Annotated in this window: 18 protein-coding genes; 17 read left to right on the forward strand and 1 reads right to left on the reverse strand. The window is 72.3% G+C overall.

Annotated elements, in window-relative coordinates:
• Positions 1-44: 44 nt before the first annotated feature.
• The 4 genes from LO931_RS11440 to LO931_RS11455 are packed head-to-tail and all read left to right on the forward strand — an operon-like array spanning position 45 to position 4,049.
• Positions 45-407, forward strand: a complete 363-nt coding sequence (locus LO931_RS11440; protein ID WP_229053727.1) for a YraN family protein — start codon at positions 45-47, stop codon at positions 405-407.
• The gene (locus tag LO931_RS11445) at positions 407-1,984 is read left to right on the forward strand and encodes a YifB family Mg chelatase-like AAA ATPase (protein WP_229053728.1); all 1,578 of its coding nucleotides are present in this window, start codon (positions 407-409) and stop codon (positions 1,982-1,984) included. The genes LO931_RS11440 and LO931_RS11445 overlap by 1 nt, the downstream gene beginning before the upstream one ends.
• A complete protein-coding gene (gene dprA, locus LO931_RS11450; protein WP_229053729.1) occupies positions 1,981-3,075 on the forward strand; it encodes a DNA-processing protein DprA in 1,095 nt (364 codons plus the stop codon). The genes LO931_RS11445 and dprA overlap by 4 nt, the downstream gene beginning before the upstream one ends.
• A 53-nt stretch (positions 3,076-3,128) precedes the next feature.
• Entirely contained in the window at positions 3,129-4,049 is a 921-nt protein-coding gene (locus LO931_RS11455; RefSeq protein WP_229053730.1) for a tyrosine recombinase XerC, read from the forward strand.
• A 13-nt stretch (positions 4,050-4,062) separates the two neighbouring features.
• Here the strand turns inward: LO931_RS11455 and LO931_RS11460 are convergent, their stop codons facing one another.
• Complete coding sequence (locus LO931_RS11460) at positions 4,063-4,956, reverse strand: peptidoglycan DD-metalloendopeptidase family protein (RefSeq protein ID WP_229053731.1); 894 nt, start codon at positions 4,954-4,956, stop codon at positions 4,063-4,065.
• A gap of 328 nt (positions 4,957-5,284) precedes the next feature.
• Between LO931_RS11460 and rpsB the strand changes: the two genes are divergently transcribed.
• From rpsB to LO931_RS11525, 13 genes are all read left to right on the forward strand, one after another.
• Positions 5,285-6,232: a 30S ribosomal protein S2 gene (gene rpsB, locus LO931_RS11465; RefSeq protein ID WP_229053732.1), complete on the forward strand. Its 948-nt coding sequence runs from the start codon at positions 5,285-5,287 to the stop codon at positions 6,230-6,232.
• Between the two features lie 41 nt (positions 6,233-6,273).
• Complete coding sequence (tsf, locus tag LO931_RS11470) at positions 6,274-7,089, forward strand: translation elongation factor Ts (protein ID WP_229053733.1); 816 nt, start codon at positions 6,274-6,276, stop codon at positions 7,087-7,089.
• A gap of 71 nt (positions 7,090-7,160) precedes the next feature.
• A complete protein-coding gene (gene pyrH / locus LO931_RS11475) occupies positions 7,161-7,895 on the forward strand; it encodes a UMP kinase (protein ID WP_229053734.1) in 735 nt (244 codons plus the stop codon).
• Positions 7,896-7,927: 32 nt separating this feature from the next.
• A complete protein-coding gene (frr, locus tag LO931_RS11480) occupies positions 7,928-8,449 on the forward strand; it encodes a ribosome recycling factor (protein WP_370636125.1) in 522 nt (173 codons plus the stop codon).
• Positions 8,450-8,457: 8 nt separating this feature from the next.
• Positions 8,458-9,348 carry a phosphatidate cytidylyltransferase gene (locus LO931_RS11485; RefSeq protein ID WP_229053735.1) on the forward strand — a complete coding sequence of 297 codons (891 nt, stop codon included), beginning with the start codon at positions 8,458-8,460 and terminating at the stop codon, positions 9,346-9,348.
• 81 nt (positions 9,349-9,429) lie between these two features.
• On the forward strand, positions 9,430-12,798 hold the full coding sequence (locus tag LO931_RS11490) for a DUF2126 domain-containing protein (RefSeq protein ID WP_229053736.1): 3,369 nt from the start codon (positions 9,430-9,432) through the stop codon (positions 12,796-12,798).
• A gap of 2 nt (positions 12,799-12,800) precedes the next feature.
• On the forward strand, positions 12,801-15,260 hold the full coding sequence (locus LO931_RS11495) for a circularly permuted type 2 ATP-grasp protein (RefSeq protein WP_229053737.1): 2,460 nt from the start codon (positions 12,801-12,803) through the stop codon (positions 15,258-15,260).
• Positions 15,257-16,129 carry a transglutaminase family protein gene (locus LO931_RS11500; RefSeq protein ID WP_229053738.1) on the forward strand — a complete coding sequence of 291 codons (873 nt, stop codon included), beginning with the start codon at positions 15,257-15,259 and terminating at the stop codon, positions 16,127-16,129. Before LO931_RS11495 ends, LO931_RS11500 begins: the two co-directional genes overlap by 4 nt.
• A gap of 59 nt (positions 16,130-16,188) precedes the next feature.
• Positions 16,189-16,710 (forward strand): hypothetical protein, encoded by a 522-nt coding sequence (locus LO931_RS11505; protein WP_229053739.1) that lies wholly within the window; start codon positions 16,189-16,191, stop codon positions 16,708-16,710.
• Between the two features lie 52 nt (positions 16,711-16,762).
• Positions 16,763-17,743 (forward strand): putative zinc-binding metallopeptidase, encoded by a 981-nt coding sequence (locus LO931_RS11510; RefSeq protein ID WP_229053740.1) that lies wholly within the window; start codon positions 16,763-16,765, stop codon positions 17,741-17,743.
• A 69-nt stretch (positions 17,744-17,812) separates the two neighbouring features.
• Positions 17,813-18,973, forward strand: coding sequence for a 23S rRNA (adenine(2503)-C(2))-methyltransferase RlmN (rlmN, locus tag LO931_RS11515; protein WP_229053741.1), 1,161 nt, complete (start codon positions 17,813-17,815; stop codon positions 18,971-18,973).
• A 44-nt stretch (positions 18,974-19,017) separates the two neighbouring features.
• Positions 19,018-19,758 carry an enoyl-CoA hydratase gene (locus tag LO931_RS11520; RefSeq protein ID WP_229053742.1) on the forward strand — a complete coding sequence of 247 codons (741 nt, stop codon included), beginning with the start codon at positions 19,018-19,020 and terminating at the stop codon, positions 19,756-19,758.
• Positions 19,758-20,210 carry a hypothetical protein gene (locus LO931_RS11525; RefSeq protein WP_229053743.1) on the forward strand — a complete coding sequence of 151 codons (453 nt, stop codon included), beginning with the start codon at positions 19,758-19,760 and terminating at the stop codon, positions 20,208-20,210. The genes LO931_RS11520 and LO931_RS11525 overlap by 1 nt, the downstream gene beginning before the upstream one ends.
• The last annotated feature ends 22 nt before the right edge of the window (positions 20,211-20,232 follow it).

Consider the following 20,232-nt stretch of genomic DNA (forward strand, 5'->3'; position numbering starts at 1 on the left):
TCCGGGTCCTCGTGCCGGCCCGCGCGCGCAGCGACGCTCGGTGCATGACCTACGCGCGCAACCAGGCCCTCGGTTCCTACGGCGAACGCATCGCGGCCGACCACCTCGTGGCCTCCGGCCTCGTGATCCTCGACCGCAACTGGCGGTGCCGGTTCGGTGAGATCGACATCGTGGCTCGCGACGGCACGACGCTCGTGATCTGCGAGGTCAAGACGCGCAGCAACTTGACGTTCGGACCACCCACCGAGGCGGTCACGACGCACAAGGCCAACCGGCTGCGCCGTCTGGCCCAGGCCTGGCTCGAGACGCACGACGTGCACCCGCCCGCCGTGCGCATCGACCTGGTCAGCGTGCTGGTGCCCCGCAGCGGCGCGGCCGAGGTCGACCTGATCCGGGGCGTGGCCTGATGTCGGGGCGTGCCATCTCGGTCACGCTCGACGGGCTGACCGGTCGGCCGATCGAGGTCGAGGCCGACATCGTGGGCGGCCTGCCACGCACCGTCATCGTGGGACTCCCGGACGCGACCGTCAACGAGGCGCGCGACCGGTGCAAGTCGGCGGTCATGAACTCCGGAGTGCCGTGGCCCGACCAGCGCATCACGGTCAACCTGGCTCCGTCGACGCTGCCCAAGACGGGGTCGCACTACGACCTGCCCATCGCGATCGCCGTGCTGGCAGCGCAACGCGCCGTCCCGGCCGACGAGCTCGTCGGCACCGCCTTCGTGGGTGAGCTGGCCCTCGACGGCCGCCTGCGCGCCGTGCCGGGCGTGCTGCCCGCGACGCTGGCGGCAGCGGAGGCCGGGTGCACCCACATCGTCGTGCCGGAGGTGAACGTCCCCGAGGCCGAGCTGGTCGAGGGCATCGTCGTCACCGGCGTCCGCTCGCTGCGTCAGCTCGTCGCGATGATGACGGGCGACGAGGTCCCGGACGACCCGCCAGTGCCGCCGATCGACCCGCCGTCGGCCCAGCCGTGGGGCTCCATCGAACGACTCACCGGGCTCGACCTCGCCGACGTGGCGGGTCACGAGGACGTCCGCCTCGCGGTGCTGGTCGCCGCCGTGGGCGGGCACCACCTCTCGATGGTCGGACCGCCCGGGGTGGGCAAGACCATGCTGGCGCAGCGGCTGCCGGGCCTCCTGCCCGACCTCGAGCGATCGGACGCGATCGAGGTGAGCGCGGTGCACTCGGTGGCCGGGCTCCTGCCGTCCGACGTGCCCCTGCTGGTCCGCCCGCCGTTCCTCGACCCGCACCACACGGCCAGCGCGGCGGCGATCGTCGGCGGGGGCAGCCGCCTGGTGCGGCCGGGAGCGATGAGCCTGGCCCATCGGGGCGTGCTCTTCCTCGACGAGGCGCCGGAGTTCGCGATCAACGTGCTCGAGGCGCTCCGGCAACCCCTCGAGAGCGGTCGCATCGTGGTCGCCCGGGCCGCGCAGACCATCGTGTATCCCGCGCGATTCCAGCTGGTCATTGCCGCGAACCCTTGCCCGTGCGGGCAGGGGGCGACCCGAGGATCGACCTGTCGGTGCAGTCCCGCGATGCGGCGGCGGTACGGCGAGAAGATCTCGGGGCCCATCCGCGACCGCATCGACATCCGACGCACGCTGACGACGCCGAGCCGGCCCGAGCTGGTCGAGACGCTCGCCACGAGCCGAGGCACGCACGATCTCGCCGGGATGGTGCTCTCGGCGCGTGCACGGCAGCGCCGTCGTTACGACGGCACGCCGTGGCGGGTCAACGCCGACGTCCCGGGTCCCGAGCTGCGCCGCTCCTGGCCCCTCACCGACGACGCGCGGCTCCTGCTCGACCGACAGCTCCGCGCCGACAAGCTCAACCCGCGCTCGGCCGACCGGGTCCTGCGGCTGGCCTGGAGCGTCGCCGACCTGCACGAGCACGACCGACCTGACGCCAACGACGTGCGCACGGCGTTGAGCCTGCGCTCGGACCTCCCGCTCGACGCCGCCATGAGGGCTCTGGTGGCCGCATGACGAGCCGCGAGCACGACCTGCTGACGCTGTCGATCGCCACCGAGCCGCTCGACGTGACGATGCGGGAGGTCGTCCGCACGCACGGCGTGACCGCGGTCGCCGCCGCGTGCCGCGGCGAGTCGGGCACTCCGGAGGTGCCCGGGGAGTGGCGGGAGCGCCTCCGGTCGTCACCGCCCGACCGGGTCCTCGCGGCTGGCGCCGACTCCGGTGCCTGCTGGGTCGTCCCCGGGCGGTCGGCGTGGCCCGTCGCGCTCGACGACCTCGACGCCGTCGACGACCCGGGGCTGGCGCCATGGGGTCTCTGGGTCCGCGGCGAGGGCCGGCCCGAGCTGACGCGCGCGGTGTCCGTCGTCGGCGCCCGAGCCTGCACGACCTACGGAGCGGAGGTCGCGAGCGACCTCGGGGCCGACCTGGCCGACCGCGGCTGGACGGTGGTCAGCGGTGCCGCCTTCGGCATCGACGGCTGCGCCCACCGCGGTGCCCTGGGGGTGTCCGGACGCACCGTGGCGGTGCTCGCCTGCGGGGTCGACGTCGCCTACCCCCGGGCGCACACGAACCTGCTCGACCGCATCGCCGAGGTCGGCTGGATCGTCAGCGAGCACCCACCGGGCACCGAGCCGCTGCGACATCGCTTCCTGACGCGCAACCGCATCATCGCCGCCCTGGGGGCGGGCACGGTGGTGGTCGAGGCGGCGGCACGCAGCGGCTCGCTCAACACCCTGCGCTGGGCGGACCGGCTCGGTCGCGCCTCGATGGCGGTCCCCGGACCCGTGCTCTCGCAGCAGTCGAGCGGCACGCACCTGGCCGTCCGGCGTGGCGAGGCGGTCCTCGTGACCTCGTCCGACGACGTCGCCGAGGAGCTCGACGGCCTCGGCTGGGCCGACCAGGCGCCGAGCGACGCCCTCACCGACGAGGCCCGGCTCATCCACCAGGCCCTCGCTCGCGAGAGCGGGCTCGGCATCGGTGACCTGACGGTCGTCCTGGAGCTGCCGGTCCGCACGGTGCGAGCAGGTCTCTCGATGCTCGAGCGCCGCGGCTGTGCCCGACGGACCTCCGGCGGGTGGGTGGTCGCGCGCGACGTCCCCGCGTGACGGGCCCGGCGTGGCGGTCCCCGGTCTCCGAGCGGCGCGTCCATGCTGGTGTCGTGAGCGAGGACGAGGCGGCCTGGGACCGGGTGATCGACGACTACGAGCGTCACCTGACGCTCGAGCGCGACCTGACCCCGCACACCGTCCGCGGCTACGTGACCGACGTCAGGGGCCTCGCCGAGCACGCCGAGCGGCTCGGGGTCCGGGACCCCGCCGACCTGACGATCCGCACGATGCGCAGCCATCTCGCGCAGCAGAAGTCGCTCGGCCGCGCGCGCTCGACCCTGGCGCGGCGCAGCACGTCGCTGCGCGTCTTCACCGCCTGGCTCCGCCGCACCGGCCGGGCCGAGAACGACGCGGCGGCGTTGCTGGCCTCACCTGCCGCCCGACGCGAGCTGCCCGCGACGCTCAGCGCGACCGACGTGCGAGCGGTCCTGGACGCGGCGGCCGAGCGCATCGAGACCGATGCCGTGACCGGCACTCGCGACCTCGCCATCCTGGAGGTTCTCTACGCGACCGGCATCCGCGTCGGCGAGCTCGTGGGTCTGGACCGTGACGACATCGACACCGGGCGCCGCGTGGTGCGGGTCTTCGGCAAGGGGCGCAAGGAGCGCACCGTGCCGTTCGGTCTGCCCGCCCAGGACGCCCTCGACGCGTGGCTCCAGCACGGGCGACCGCAGATCGTGACCGAGTCCAGCGGCCCGGCCGTGTTCCTCGGCGTGCGCGGGGGGCGCATCGACCCGCGCACCGTGCGCGAGGTCGTGCACCGTCGCCTGGGGGAGGTCGAGGGCATCGCGGACCTCGGGCCCCACGGCCTGCGGCACACCGCGGCCACCCACCTGCTCGAGGGCGGGGCCGACCTCCGCTCGGTGCAGGAGGTGCTGGGGCACGCCTCGATCGGCACGACCCAGATCTACACGCACGTGAGCAACGAACGCCTCCGCGCCGCCTTCCGTCAGGCACACCCCCGGGCGTGAGGGCGCCGCCGGCTCACAGCAGCGGGGCCGGGTCGACGGCGGCGCCGTGGTCGTGCACCGAGAAGTGCAGGTGGCAGCCGGTCGAGGTGCCGGTGATGCCGACCCGGGCGACGGGCTGGCCGGCCGCGACGCTGCCGCCCGCGGCGACCTGGGCCGAGCTCAGGTGGCTGTAGGAGGTGACGCGGCCTCCGCCGTGGTCGATCTCGACGCGGAGCCCGTAGCCGCCCGACGGGCCGGCGCTGCGCACCGTTCCTGCGGCGGCGGCGGCCACGGGGGTGCCGCACGGTGCGCCGAGGTCGAGACCGTCGTGCTGGCGCGACTCGCCGGTGACGGGGTGCACCCGCAGGCCGAAGGCCGACGTGACGGGTGCGTCGACCGGCAGGGCCAGTACTCCGGTGCCCGTCCGCGGCGGGGCCGGGGGAGGGCCGTCCGGGCTGATGAGGCGATAGCGACCGGCCAGCAGGAGCGACGGGTCCAGGTAGGTCTCGCCCTCGACGCGACCGAGGTGGAGGCACGCGGACGATCCACAGCCGCGGTGACCGGGCAGCAGCGTGCCGACCGTCTGGCCGGCGTCCACGCTGCGTCCGACCTCGACGGTCGCCCGCACGGGCTGGTAGGTCGACCTCTCCGTGCCGTGGCTGACGGTGACGACCGGGGTCCCCGCGACCTCGCCCACGAAGGCCACGGTGCCGGGCGCCACCGCGAGCACGGGTTCGCCGGGCGTGCCGCGCAGGTCGACGCCCCGGTGCCCCGCCGCGTACGGCCCCGGGGGCGGCTCGAACCCGCGATCGACCGCGCGCCCGGCGAGCGGCCAGGTCCACGCGTCGTCCGAGCCGGCCGCCGGAGCGGCGCCGCCCGCGAGCGCGGCGACGAGCACGGCAGCCACGGCGGGTCGCAGGAATCTCATGGGTCCACGTCAGCGCGCGACGCGGGTCGACGCCAGGTCCGCCGTCTCCGCTGTGGACGCAGGAGCCCTGTGGACGCCTGCGGATTTCGTTCCGCCCGGTCTCGTGGCCTACGATGGCCTCAGCACCTCCCTCGGAGGTGACTTCGCGTGTCGTCATCCGCACCGATGCTGCCCGGGCCCCGCCCGGAGCAGGGTCACCGCGGGCGAGGTCCTGGTCCGTCCCCCGCAGCTCAGGGTTCGGTGGGCCCCGTCACGACACCAGGGCGCAGGCACCGTGTCTGTGCGTCAACCAGGATCGGGCCGTCGTGCCCAGAAACGAGAGATCACCATGGCCGTCGTGACCATGCGACAGCTGCTCGAGAGCGGTGTCCACTTCGGGCACCAGACTCGCCGCTGGAACCCCAAGATGAAGCGCTTCATCTTCACCGAGCGCAACGGCATCTACATCATCGACCTCCAGCAGTCGCTGGCGTACATCGATGCCGGCTACGAGTTCGTCAAGAACACCGTGGCCCGTGGCGGCACGATCCTGTTCGTCGGCACCAAGCGCCAGGCGCAGGAGCCGATCCAGGAGCAGGCCACCCGCGTCGGCATGCCCTACGTCAACCAGCGTTGGCTCGGCGGCATGCTCACCAACTTCACCACGATGCACCAGCGCCTCCAGCGCATGAAGGAGCTCGAGGACGTCGACTTCGACCAGGTCTCGGGCTCGGGTCGCACGAAGAAGGAGCTCCTCCAGATGCGCCGCGAGTTCGACAAGCTCTCGCGCACCCTGGGCGGCATCCGCGACATGTCGCGCACGCCGGCGGCCCTCTGGATCGTCGACACCAAGAAGGAGCACCTCGCGGTCGACGAGGCCAAGAAGCTCGGCATCCCGATCGTCGCGATCCTCGACACCAACTGCGATCCCGATGAGGTCGACTACCCGATCCCGGGCAACGACGACGCCATCCGCTCCGTCGCGCTGCTGACCCGCGTCATCGCCGACGCCGTCGCCGAGGGCCTCGTGTCCCGCGGTGGCGCCAAGACCGGCGAGGAGTCGGCGGGCGAGGAGCTCGGCGCCAACGAGCCGATGGCCGAGTGGGAGGCCGAGCTGCTGACGTCCGCCGAGGAGACCCCGGCCGCCGAGGCCGCCGCTCCGGCCGCCACGGAGGAGGCTCCCGCTGCGGAGGCCGCCACCGAGGCTGCTCCGGTCGAGGCTGCTCCCGCCGAGGAGGCTCCGGCCGCCGAGGCCGAGGCCGCCCCCGCCGAGGACGCCGCCACCACCGAGTCCTGATCCACTCCACTTCTCACTTCTCCGAAACGAGGTAGAGACACATGGCGATTGCCGCCGCAGATGTCAAGAAGCTCCGCGACGCCACCGGCGCGGGCATGATGGACGCCAAGAAGGCTCTGACCGAGGCCGAGGGTGACTTCGACCGCGCGGTCGAGATCCTGCGCATCACGGGTGCGGCCAAGGCCGCCAAGCGTGGTGCCGAGCGCGAGGCCTCCTCGGGCCTGGTCGCCGCCTCCGGCAACGCGATCGTCGAGCTCAACTCCGAGACCGACTTCGTCGCGAAGAACGATCAGTTCATCGAGCTCGCGACCAAGCTGGCTGCGGCGGCCGACGCCGAGCGTCCGGCCGATGCCGAGGCGTTCGCGAAGGTCACGCTCGACGACGGCAAGAGCGTCGCCGAGACGATCAGCTCGCTCGCCGCGGTCATTGGCGAGAAGCTCGAGCTGGGTCGCGTCGCGACCTTCGACGGCCAGGTCGCGACGTACCTGCACCGCCGCGCCAGCGACCTGCCCCCCGCGGTGGGCGTGCTGGTGGAGTTCGCCGGCGAGAACGTCGACGCCGCCCGCGGCGCCGCGATGCAGATCGCCGCGATGCGTCCTCGTTACCTGACCCGTGAGGACGTCCCCGCGGACGTCGTCGCCAAGGAGCGCGAGATCGCCGAGGCCACCGCCCGCGAGGAGGGCAAGCCCGAGCAGGCGATCGCGAAGATCACCGAGGGTCGCGTTAACGGCTTCTTCAAGGACGTCGTCCTGCTGGAGCAGCCGTCGGTCACCGACAACAAGAAGACGGTCAAGGCCGTCCTGGACGAGGCCGGCGTCACGCTGAGCGGCTTCGCCCACATCGAGATCGGCTCCTGAGTCCCTCAGGCCCTCCAGGAACGCCCCCGCCACCGGCGGGGGCGTTCCTGCGTCCGATAGGATTTCGTCCCATGGCTCGCCGCGTCCTTCTCAAGCTGTCCGGTGAGGTCTTCGGTGGCGGTGCCATCGGAATCGACCCCGATGTCGTCAACCGCATCGCGGCCCAGGTCGCCGAGGCGGTGCGTGACGGCGTCGAGGTCGCGATCGTCGTCGGCGGTGGCAACTTCTTCCGCGGCGCCGAGCTGAGCCAGCGAGGCATGGAGCGCGGACGCGCCGACTACATCGGCATGCTGGGCACTGTCATGAACGCCCTCGCGTTGCAGGACTTCATCGAGAAGCAGGGCGTCGAGACCCGCGTGCAGTCCGCGATCGCGATGTCGCAGGTCGCCGAGCCCTACATCCCGCGCCGCGCGGTGCGCCACCTCGAGAAGGGGCGCGTCGTGATCTTCGGCGCTGGCGCCGGCATGCCGTACTTCTCGACCGACACCGTCTCGGCGCAGCGTGCGCTCGAGATCAAGGCCGACATCGTCCTCATGAGCAAGAACGGGGTCGACGGCGTCTACGACGCGGACCCCCGCACCACCCCCGACGCCCGCAAGTACGACGACGTCACGTTCGACGAGGCCCTGCAGCGGGGCCTCAAGGTCGTCGACGCGGCCGCGTTCGCGCTCTGCATGGAGAACAAGCTCCCGATGATCGTCTTCGGGATGGAGGGCGAAGGAAATATCGCCCGCGCCCTGCGGGGTGAGAGGATCGGCACGCTGGTCCACGCAGGATCCGCAACGACTACAGGAGAAGCACCGTGATCGACCAGACACTCCGCGAGGCCGACGACAAGATGGGCAAGGCCGTCGAGCACACCCGCGAGGAGTTCGCGGCGATCCGGACCGGTCGGGCGCACCCTGCGATGTTCGCGCAGATCACGGCCGACTACTACGGCACGCCCACTCCGCTGCAGCAGCTCGCGGGCTTCCAGGTCCCCGAGCCGCGCACCGTCATCATCAGCCCGTACGACGTGAGCGCCAAGGCTGCCATCGAGAGGGCGATCCGCGACTCCGACCTGGGCGTGAACCCCTCCGACGACGGCAAGGTGCTGCGCGTGACCCTGCCGGAGCTCACCGAGGACCGCCGCAAGGAGTACATCAAGCTCGCCCGCACGAAGGGCGAGGAGGGCAAGGTCTCCGTCCGCGCCGTGCGCCGCAACGCCAAGCAGACGCTCGACAAGGCCGAGAAGGAGTCCGAGATCTCGCAGGACGACAACACCGGCGCGGAGAAGCGACTCGATGCCCTCACGAAGAAGTACGTCGACACGATCGACGAGCTGCTGAAGGGCAAAGAGGCCGAGCTCCTCGAGGTCTGAGTCGATCCATGACCGACTCGAGTGCAGCGGCTTCGACCCCGTCCGCGGGTGACACGCCGCCGGACCCGGTCGCGCCCCTGAAGGACCACGGGCGCGCCGGGCGCAACCTTCCCGCCGCGATCGGCGTGGGCGTCACCCTCGGTGCGACCGTCGTCGCGTCGCTGTTCTTCGTCAAGGACCTCTTCGTCGCGGTCGTCGTCGTCGCGCTGCTCGTCGGCATGTGGGAGCTCAAGCGCGCGTTCGCGACCGCCGGCATCCGCATCCCGATCCTGCCGGTCGCGGTCGGTGGCACGGCGATGCTCCTGTCGTCGTACTACACCGACATGGAGGCCGCCTCGTTCGCGATGGCGCTCACCGTCATCGCCACCCTCGTCTGGCGCCTGACCGACGGTGCCGACGGCTTCGTGCGCGACGTCAGCTCGGGGCTCTTCGTCCTGTCGTACCTGCCGCTCATGGGCGTCTTCGTGCTGCTCATGCTGGCCGAGGACGACGGCCCGTGGCGCATCGTGGCGTTCATCGTCGCAACGATCGCCTCCGACACCGGCGGCTACATCGCCGGCGTCCTGTTCGGCAAGCACCCCATGGCGCCGACGATCAGCCCGAAGAAGTCCTGGGAGGGCTTCACCGGTTCGCTGCTGTTCGGCATCGGCGCCGGCGTGGCGGTCGTGGTGCTCGCCCTCGAGGGGCACTGGTGGGTCGGGGTGCTGCTCGGCGTCGCCAGCGTCGTCATGGCGACCCTCGGCGACCTGTCGGAGTCGCTCATCAAGCGCGACATCGGCATCAAGGACATGGGCGACCTGCTGCCGGGTCACGGCGGCCTGATGGACCGCCTCGACTCCCTCATCATGGTGGCCCCCGTGGCCTGGGTCGTCCTGCACTACCTCGTCGACGTCGCCTGAGTCGCCACCACCGGTGGACCGGTTCGGGCTTGCCTTTCCCCCCGACACGCGGAGGTAACGCGCGTCGTGCAGGGTGGACACATGGCGATCAAGGTCGGACTCGAGCACCGCACGACGTACACCTTCGATCGCGCCGTGCGCCTCAGTCCGCACGTCGTGCGCCTGCGGCCCGCACCGCACTCGCGCACCCCGATCGAGGCCTACTCGCTGCAGGTCGAGCCGGCCAACCACTTCATCAACTGGCAGCAGGACCCGTTCGGGAACTGGATGGCCCGACTCGTGTTCCCCGAGCCGGTCGACCACCTGGACGTCACGGTGGGGCTGATCGCGGACCTGACGGTCATCAACCCCTTCGACTTCTTCGTCGAGGAGTACGCCGAGCGCTTCCCGTTCGACTACGAGCCCGGCCTGCGCGCCGACCTGGCCCCGTACCTCGCGCCCGTGCCCGAGTCAGCAGGTGAGGGCCCCGGCCCGGTCGTCACGAGCTGGCGGTCGGCGCTCCCGGCGCTGCCCGAGGACGGCGTGCCGATCGTCGACTTCCTCGTCGGCCTGAACTCGGCCGTGCACCACGACGTCGAGTACTCCGTGCGCATGGAGCCCGGCGTTCAGACCCCCGACACGACCTTGACCCGCGCGATCGGATCGTGCCGCGACAGCGCCTGGCTGCTGGTCTCGCTCCTGCGCCAGTACGGCCTGGCGGCGCGGTTCGTCTCCGGGTATCTGGTGCAGCTCAAGACCGACCCGCTGCTGGCGGCGCAGGCCCTCGACGGACCCACGGGTGCGGTCGAGGACTTCACCGACCTGCACGCCTGGGCCGAGGTCTACGTGCCCGGCGCCGGCTGGATCGGTCTCGACCCGACGTCGGCGCTGTTCGCCGGGGAGGGCCACATCCCGCTGTCGGCGACCCCCGACCCCGCGTCGGCCGCCCCGATCACGGGCCAGATGGAGCCGGCCGAGGTCGAGTTCTCGTTCTCCAACGTGGTGCGCCGGGTGCACGAGGATCCCCGGGTCACGCTGCCGTACACCGACGAGGCCTGGGCTCGTGTCGACGCAGTCGGCGAGCTCGTCGACGAGCGGCTCCTGGCCGACGACGTCCGGCTCACGACCGGTGGCGAGCCCACGTTCGTGTCGATCGACGACATGACGGCGGCCGAGTGGACGACCGACGCCGACGGCCCCGACAAGCGCCGCCTCGCGGGCGAGCTCGCGGCACGCCTGCGTGAGACGTACGCCGGCGGCGGCGTCGTGCACCGGGGCCAGGGCAAGTGGTACCCGGGGGAGCCGTTGCCTCGCTGGCAGGTCGCCCTGCAGTGGCGCACCGACGGGGAGGACCTCTGGTCGCGTCCCGAGCTGCTCGCCGACCCGTGGCAGGAGTCCGAGGCGCTCCCGGACGCCCCGACGCGGGCCGAGGCGCTCGCGCGCGCCTTCGCCGCGGCCGTGGGCATCGGCGACGACCGCGTGATCCCGGCGTGGGAGGACCCGCTCGTCCCGTTCACGGCCGCCCTCCGCAGCCCGGACGGCGAGCCGCCGGCCGACGTCCCCGAGCACCTCGACCCGACCTGGGCGGCGGGACTCGACGCGGGCGTGCCCGAGCCGTCCGGCTGGGTCGTCCCGGTCGTGACGGGAGAGACCTGGACGAGCCCGCGTTGGACCTTCCGCCGCGGCCGCCTGGTCCTGGCGCCCGGCGACTCGCCCGTCGGCCTGCGGCTTCCCCTGGACGCCGTCTCGTGGGAGCCGCCGGAGCCCTCGGGCGACCCGTCCTACCTCGAGGCCGGACCGCCGCTGTCGACCGTGCTGCCGAGCGCCATGAGGGTCGAGCCCCACGACGCCCCGCGCACGGCCCTGACGGTCGAGGCCCGTGAGGGCTTCGTGTACGTCTTCCTGCCGCCGACCGAACGGCTCGAGGACTACGCGACGCTCGTCGCGGCGATCGAGAAGGTGGCCTCCGACCTCGACACGCCCGTCGTGCTGGAGGGCTACGCGCCGCCGCCGGACTCCCGGCTCACCCAGCTCGTCGTCACGCCGGACCCGGGCGTCATCGAGGTCAACCTGCAGCCGACGCGCACGTGGGGCGAGCTGCGCGACCTGACCGACACGCTGTACGACGCCGCCCGGCGCACCCGCCTGGGCACCGAGAAGTTCGACCTCGACGGGTCCCACACGGGCACCGGTGGCGGCAACCACCTGACCCTCGGCGGGCCCACGCCCGCCGACTCGCCGCTGCTGCGCCGGCCGGACGTGCTCGGCAGCCTCATCACGTACTGGCAGCGGCACCCGTCGCTCTCGTACCTGTTCTCCGGGCGCTTCATCGGCCCCACGAGCCAGGCGCCGCGCTTCGACGAGGGTCGACCCGAGGCCGTGTACGAGATGGACATCGCGCTGCGCGAGCTCTCGCGTCTGGCCCACGGCTCTGCCGATGGCGAGGACGACGGCGACCTCCCGGCCCGGCCGTGGCTCGTCGACCGCATCTTGCGGCACCTGCTGACCGACCTCACGGGCAACACGCACCGTGCCGAGTTCTGCATCGACAAGCTCTACAGCCCCGACTCCTCCCGGGGTCGTCTCGGGCTGCTGGAGCTGCGCGGCTTCGAGATGCCGCCGCACCCGCAGATGGCCCTCGTGCAGGCGCTCCTGGTGCGTTCGCTCGTCTCGATGTTCTGGCGACGGCCGAACACCGATCCGCTGGTGCGCTGGGGGACCGCGCTGCACGAGGACTTCCTGCTGCCCCAGGGCGCCGTCGCTGACATCGGTCGCGTCGTCGAGGACCTGCGCGCCGACGGGATCGAGTTCGAGCGCACCTGGCTCGACCCCTTCGTCGAGTTCCGGTTCCCGCGGCTGGGTCGCACCCTCATCGAGGCACGGGGCACGCACGTCGAGCTGGAGCTCCGCAGCGCCATCGAGCCGTGGCACGTCCTGGGGGAGGAGGCGACTGGCAGCGGCACTGCCCGGTACGTCGACTCCTCGGTGGAACGACTGCAGGTCCTGGTGCGGGGAGTCGACCTCGATCGGTACCTCGTGACGTGCCATGGTGTCCCCGTGCCACTGACCCCCACCGGTACGCCCGGCGAGTACTACGCCGGCGTGCGCTATCGCGCGTGGCAGCCGTGGTCGGCGCTGCACCCCACGATCGAGGTGCACTCGCCGCTGCGCTTCGACCTCGTCGACACGCAGGCCCAGGTCTCGCTCGGAGGCTGCACGTACCGCGTCGTGCATCCCGGCGGTCGCGCCTACGAGCACCCGCCGGTGAACGCGGCCGAGGCGGAGGCCCGCCGGGCCACGCGCTTCGAGCCGTTCGGCCACACGCCCGGTCGCATCGACGTCGCCGCGGCGCGTGAGCGGGCGGCGCGGGCGATGGCTCCGGAGTACCCGCGCACGCTCGACCTGCGTCGGGTTCCGGCCGACGAGCTCACGGGCCAGCGCGCCCGGAGCGCTCAGCGGGAGCGCGACTGACGGTGCTGCAGGACTACTCGGCGGCGGTCGCCCAGCCGACGCTGACCGCCGGCCCACCCAGGTACGACGAGGTCGTCGCCCCCGACGGCTCGCTGCGGCCTGCGTGGAAGGCGCTCGCGGGTGCCGCGATCGGGCTCACGCGCGAGGAGCTGCAGCGCATCAGTGGTGACGTCGTCCGCTTCCTGAGCGACGACGGCGTCCGGTACTCGCGGCCGGGAGAGTCGCCCTCGTGGTGGCGGCTCGACCCCGTGCCGATCGTGGTCTCGGCGGAGGAGTGGGCGCCGCTCGAGGTGGGGCTCGCGCAGCGCACCGAGCTGCTGAACGCGATCTTGGTCGACCTCTACGGGCCGCAGACGCTTCTCTCGTCGAGGGTGATCCCCCCGGAGCTCGTCTTCGGTCACGCCGGGTTCCTCCGCGAGCTGCGCGGCGGTCCGGTCGACCAGCACCCGCTGCTGGTCAGCGCGAGCGACGTCACGCGCACGGCGACCGGTGACTGGCAGGTGCTGGCCGACCGCACCGGCGCCCCGTCCGGCATCGGGTACGCGATGGAGAACCGCCGCGTGATCAGCCGCGTCGTCCCCGAGCTCTACCGCGGCGCCGGCCTGCACCGCGTCGCGCCGTTCTTCCAGGCCGTCAGGGCCGCGATGATCGATGCCGCACCGGGGGAGGCGAGCGACCCGCGGGTCGTGCTGCTCTCGCCGGGCCCGCAGTCGGAGACGGCCTACGACCAGGCCTTCGTGGCCTCGAGCCTGGGCTTCCCGCTGGTGCAGGGCAGCGACCTCGTCGTGCGCGACGGCATCGTCTGGATGCGCGCCTTCGGGCGCCTCGAGCGGGTCGACGTCATCGTGCGCCGCGTCGACGCCTCGTACACCGACCCGCTCGAGCTGCGGGGCGACTCCCACCTGGGCGTGACCGGCCTCGTCGAGGCGGTGCGTCGCGGCACGGTGCGCGTCGTGAACGGTCTCGGTTCCGGCGTCGTGGAGAACCTCGGGCTGGCGCCGTTCCTGGCCCGGGCGTGTGAGGTGCTGCTCGACGAGCCGCTCCGGCTCCCGTCGATCCGCTCGTACTGGCTGGGCGACCCGGACGAGCTCGAGCAGGTACGACCGCGGCTCGAGGAGCTCACGGTGCGCACGATCGACCGGACCGACCCGACCGGCGCGCTCGAGGGCGACGACCTGCTGCGCCGCGTCGAGGCCGAGCCCCACCGGTTCGTCGCGCAGGAACGTCCGCACCACTCGCAGGCGCCCGCGCTGGGCCCCTTCGGCGTCCAGCCCGAGCCGGTCGTGATCCGCACCTTCACGGTGCGCCACGGCTCCGCGTACCGCACGCTGCTGGGCGGCCTCGGGTCGATCATGGAGACCGGCCGCGTGCCGCGCAGCAAGGACGTCTGGGTGCTCAAGGCACGGCCCGATGAGCCCGACCAGCGCCTCCTCGAGGTGCTGCCGATGACCAATGTGCGCGCTCCGGCGGCGATGGTCCCGCGAGTCCTCGAGGACATGTTCTGGTTCGGACGCTACGCCGAGCGCGCGGAGGACACGCTGCGCCTCGTGATCTCGGCGCACGGCCTGGCCCAGGACTTCCGGTCGCGCCCGTGGTCGGCCGGCGGGCAGACCCTGCGCGTGCTGACGCGGAAGCTGCGCGACCTCAGCCCCTCGCCGTTCGAGGAGGACGCCTTCGACGACGAGCTGCGCTCGCTGCTGCTCGACCCGTTCCGACCCGGCAGCGTCGCGCAGTCCGTCGCCTCGCTGCGCGACGCCGCCCAGGCCGTGCGCGACCAGCTCTCGCCGGACGTCTGGCGGGTCTTCGGCGCGATCGACCGCGCGGCCGGCACGCTGGCCGACTCGGCGCTGAGCCACCAGGTGACCGACACGGCCGGCCGCATGCTGACGGCGATCTCGGCCCTGCACGGCGTGTGCGACAGCATGATGCGCGACGACGGCTGGCGCATGATCATGGTCGGTCGCGCGGTCGAGCGGTGCCAGCAGGTGGTCCGCCTGCTCGACGGCACGGTCACCGAGCGACGCGGCATCGACGTCGACCGCGACGTCCTCACGACCGTGCTGATGGTGGCCGAGAGCGCCGTGACCCACCGTCGGCGCTACCGGGGCTACGTGCGCCCCGCCGGGGTCGTCGAGCTGCTCATGTTCGACGCCGACAACCCGCGCTCGATCTCGTTCAACGTCGACCGCGCCGCCGAGCTGCTGCGCGCGCTGCCCGCCTCGACCGGCTCGACCCGGCCCGAGCGCCTGCTCGCCGACCTGCAGGGCGAGCTGGCCAGCCTGGAGCTCGCGAGCCTCGTCGTCATCGAGGGCGAGCGACGCCCGCACCTGGAGCAGGCCGTCGCGACGGTGCGGGGGCTGCTCTCCCGCTTCGCCGACGCGGTCCTCGAGGTGCACCTCGCCTCCGCGCCGACCCCGCGCTCGTTCGACCTCACGCGCCCGACCCGGGAGGTGGCACCGTGAGGTACCGGGTCCGCCACACCACGACCTACACCTACGACGAGGACGTCAGCGACAGCTACGGCATCGCCCACGTCACGCCGCGCGAGCTGCCCTGGCAGCACGTGGGTCAGCACGACGTCACGGTCGATCCCGGCGCGACCGACCAGTGGGCGACCTCGGACCACTACGGCAACACCCGCACGTACTTCCAGGTCGACCAGCCGCACCGCGTGCTGCAGGTCGAGGCGGTCTCGGACGTCGAGGTGCTGACGGAGGTCCGCGACGAGGAGGCCGACGCCCAGCCCTGGGAGGCGTGCCGGCCCGCAGGGCGCCGCGACGTGGTCGACGCGTGGTCGGCCACCGAGCTCGTGCTGCGCTCCGAGCTGGTCCCTCACGCCCCGCTGGCCCACGCCTACGGTGCGGAGTCCCTGCGGCCCGGACGCCCGCTGGTCGAGGCGGCGATGGACCTGATGCACCGCATCCACACCGACTTCACCTACGAGCAGGGCGCCAGCACGGTCACCAGCACCATCGACGACCTCTTCGAGGCGCGGGCCGGCGTCTGCCAGGACTTCGCGCACCTCACGCTGGCCTGCCTGCGGTCGCACGGGCTGGCCGCGCGGTACGTGAGCGGTTATCTCGCGACCGACCCGCCGCCTGGCAAGGAGCGGATCGTCGGGGCGGACGCGTCGCACGCCTGGGTGTCGCTGTGGGTGCCCGGGGGCACGTGGCTGGCGCTGGACCCGACGAACGACCAGCTCGCGGGGGAGCGGTACGTCACGACGGCCTGGGGCCGCGACTACGCGGACGTGCCCCCGGTGAAGGGCGTCATCTACAGCGAGGCCAAGACCTCGCTCCTGGACGTCGAGGTCGACGTCGCGCCCGTCTGAGTCGACCCTCCACCGTGTGTCGTCCCACGAGTGACCCGGCATCTGCCAGCATGTTCCCCATGCATGCCCGCCCGCTCTGGCCGTACGCCACGGCCCTGGTGTGCCTGGCGATGCTCGTGCTCGGCGTGGTGCTGGGTCTCGTCGCCGGGCTCGCGAGCCGCGACGGGCGTGCACTGCCGGCGGGGGTTCCCGACCCGAGCCAGGCCGTGCTGCTGTGGGACCGGGCGTTCAAGATCGGCGACTGCTCGTCGTTCCAGGACACGACCACCGCGGCGTTCCGCGCCGACTACGGCCAGGCCGAGGCCGACTACTCGACGTGCGACGGGTTCTACGAGGGTCTCGAGGAGATCGAGGACGGCAAGCCGGCCGACTTCTGGCGCACGTACGACATCGAGATCGTCGAGGTCAGCATCACGGGTGACACCGCCCGCATCACGACCGAGGAGAGCTGGGAGTACCTCGACGACGGTCGCGAGCGCGAGACCTCCGACACGTACACCTACGACCTCGTGCTCACCGACGGCCGGTGGCTCATCGACGACGCCAGCTTCCTGTACTCCGGCGACGAGACGACCGTCTGACGCAGGCTCCTCCCGGAGCGCGGAACCGGGCCGCACCCGTCAGACTGAGCGGGTGCGCAACTTCAGCTGTTCGACCTGTGACAACCGCCTCTACCTCGAGAACAGCCTCTGCGTCGCATGCGGGTCCGCGCTCGGCTACTGGCGCGAGACGGCCGACATCGTCGTGGTCGACGACGAGGGCAAGTACGTCGACGCCGAGGGCTACGTCTGGCACGTGTGCCCGAACCTCAACCTCTCGGGCTGCACCTGGCTGACCCGCATCGAGGGCGAGCCGTGCGAGTCGTGCGCGCTCACGCGCACCCGGCCCGCGGACGACGACGCGATCGGCCTGGCGCAGCTCCCCGTGGCGGAGGCGGCCAAGCGGCACCTGCTGATCGAGCTCACGCGGCTCGGCTTCGGGTGGGTCACGCGCGACGAGGACCCCGAGCAGGGGCTGGCGTTCGACATGCTGTCCAGCGTCGACGAGAACGTCGTGATCGGCCACGAGGACGGCCTGATCACGATCGATCTCGCCGAGGGTGACGACGCCCACCGCGCGAAGGTGCAGGCCGAGCTGGCCGAGCCCTACCGCACGATGCTGGGCCACCTGCGGCACGAGGTCGGCCACTACATGGAGGCCCAGCACGTCCGCGGCGACCGGATCGGCCAGGCGCGCGAGCTGTTCGGCAACGAGGAGATCTCCTACGCCGACGAGATCGAGCGCCACTACAACGAGGGCCCGCCCGCGGACTGGGCCGAGAGCTACATCAGCACCTACGCGACGATGCACCCGTTCGAGGACTTCGCGGAGTCGTTCGCGCACACCCTGCACATCCAGGACACCGTCGACACGGCCCGCTGGAACGGCCTCATCACGGTGGAGCCCGATGCGTTCAGCATCTTCAGCGACCTCGTGACCGGCGTGTGGGTGCCGCTGTCGAACGCGCTCAACCAGATCAACCGCAGCATGGGCTCGGACGACCTCTACCCGTTCGTGATCCCGCCCAAGGTGCTCGCGAAGCTCGACTTCGTCGACTCCCTCCGTCAGCGCTAGCTAGTTCCGCGCCCTCAGCCACCGGTGCAGGATTCGGCCGCGCTGGGGGTCGGATGAGACACTGGGGGAATGTCCGACCAGCAGGTGGAGCCCGCCACCACGCGCGCGTTGCCGCTCGTGATCGCTCCGCCGCGGAGGCGTCAGAAGCCGCCGCGCCACCTCGCCGACCTCTCGGCCGAGGAGCGCGTCGCTGCCGCCGCCGAGCTGGGCGAGCCCGCGTTCCGCGTCAAGCAGGTCGCCCACCACTACTTCGCGCGGCTCGAGCGCGACCCGGCGAACATGACCGACCTGCCGGCGAAGAACCGTGACGCGATCGCGGCCGCGCTGCTTCCGACGCTGCTCGACCCGGTCCGCACGATGGAGGCCGACAAGGGCACGACGCGCAAGACGCTCTGGCGCCTGTTCGACGGTGCGCTGGTCGAGTCGGTGCTGATGCGCTACCCCGAGCGCGCCACGATCTGCGTGTCCAGCCAGGCCGGCTGCGCCATGGCCTGCCCGTTCTGCGCGACCGGCCAGGGCGGCCTGCAGCGCAACATGAGCACGGCCGAGATCATCGACCAGGTCGTCGACGGCGCCGCGGCGATGGCGAACGGTCTGGTGCCCGGTGGCCCCGGCCGACTCTCCAACGTCGTCTTCATGGGCATGGGCGAGCCGATGGCCAACTACAAGGCGGTCATCGGCGCGGTCCGCCGCATGGTGGCTCCCGCGCCCGACGGCCTGGGCATGTCGGCCCGCAACATCACGGTCAGCACCGTCGGCCTGGTGCCGCGCATCAAGCAGCTGACCGAGGAGGGCATCCCGGTCACGCTCGCGGTGTCGCTGCACGCGCCCGACGACGAGCTGCGCGACCAGCTCGTCCCCATCAACACGCACTTCAAGGTCGCCGAGACCGTCGAGGCGGCGTGGGAGTACGCGAAGAAGACCAAGCGCCGCGTCTCGATCGAGTACGCCATGATGCGCGACATCAACGACCAGGCCTGGCGTGCCGACCTGCTCGCCGACGTCCTGAACGCGTACGGCGACTGGAGCTGGGTCCACGTCAACCTCATCCCGCTCAACCCGACCGACAGCGGCCCCATGCTCAACGGCCAGGTCTTCACCCGCTCCCGCAGCGACGACATGCGCGAGTTCGTCCGCCGGCTCGAGGCCAAGGGCATCAGCACGACCATCCGCGACACCCGCGGCGACGAGATCAACGCCGCCTGCGGCCAGCTCGCCGCCACCGAGTAGAGCCCGGGGGTGGTCCGGTGGGTGGTCCCGCTAGCGTGATCGCCATGCCGGATCTCGACACGAGCGTCCTCGACGCGCGCCGCGACGGCGACGTCGCCGTCCTCACCCTGACCCGTCCCGATCGGCGCAACGCGCTGAACACCGACCTGTGCCTGGCCATCGACGGCGCGGTCGACGAGGCCGTCGGCACGGGTGCCCGTGCCGTCGTCGTGACCGGTGAGGGGTCGTCGTTCTGCTCCGGCGCCGACCTCGGCGGCGTCTACGGCGACGAGTTCCTCGATGCGCTGTACGGCATGCTGCACCACCTCGCCGCCGTCCCGGTCCCGATCGTCGCGGCCGTGAACGGACCGGCCATCGGAGCGGGCACGCAGCTCGCGATGGCGTGCGACCTGCGGGTCGCGGACGCGTCCGCGAAGTTCGCCGTCCCCACCGTGCGCAACGGGATGGCGGTCGACGCCTGGACCATCCGCACCCTGGCCGACCTCGCCGGCACCGGACGCGCCCGCCGCCTGATGATCGCGGGGGAGTCGCTCGACCGCGACGAGGCGCTGCACTGCGGGCTCGCGGACCGCGCCGGGACGCTCGACGACGCCCTGGTCTGGGCCGGCGAGATCGCCGAGCTGGCCCCGCTCGCGATCGCGCACAACAAGCTCGTGCTCAACGGCACGCACCACGACGACGACCGGATCGAGCAGAGCTTCCGCGACGTCTGGGCGTCCGAGGACGTCAAGGAGTCCGCCGCGGCCCGGGCGGAGAAGCGCCGGCCGGTCTTCCGGGGCGTCTGATGTCGCGCACCTCGGGCCTGGCGTTCCTGACGCTCGACCACCACGTCGTGCACGGCCGGGCCGACGAGCTCGCCCTCGTCGATGGCCGCGGGAGCCTGACGTTCGCGCAGCTGCTCGACCAGGTGGCCTCGCTCGCCGGCGCCCTGCGGCTGCTGGGCCTGGGCGACGGCGACCCGCTCCACCTCGACCTCACCGGGCGCGACCGCGTCCTCGCCGTGCTGGCCGCCGTGCGACTCCAGGTCGTGCCCGGCACGGGAGGTGCCACGCTCGGCGGCGACCCCGTGGTGGCTGCCGTCGGCGAGGAGCAGGTGCCGTGGGAGTCGCTGCGCCAGATCGGCCGCACGGACCCGCTCCCGGCCCCCGCGGTGGACCTGGACGGCGTCGAGGTCTGGCGCGAGCAGCACCCCGACGTGTTCGACGCCCTCCTGGCGGGCGCGACCCTGCAGGTCTAGGGCTGCAGGTCTAGCGCTGCAG

The sequence above is a fragment of the Aeromicrobium sp. Leaf350 genome, assembly GCF_916858655.1.
In the GTDB taxonomy this organism is placed as follows: Bacteria; Actinomycetota; Actinomycetes; order Propionibacteriales; family Nocardioidaceae; genus Aeromicrobium.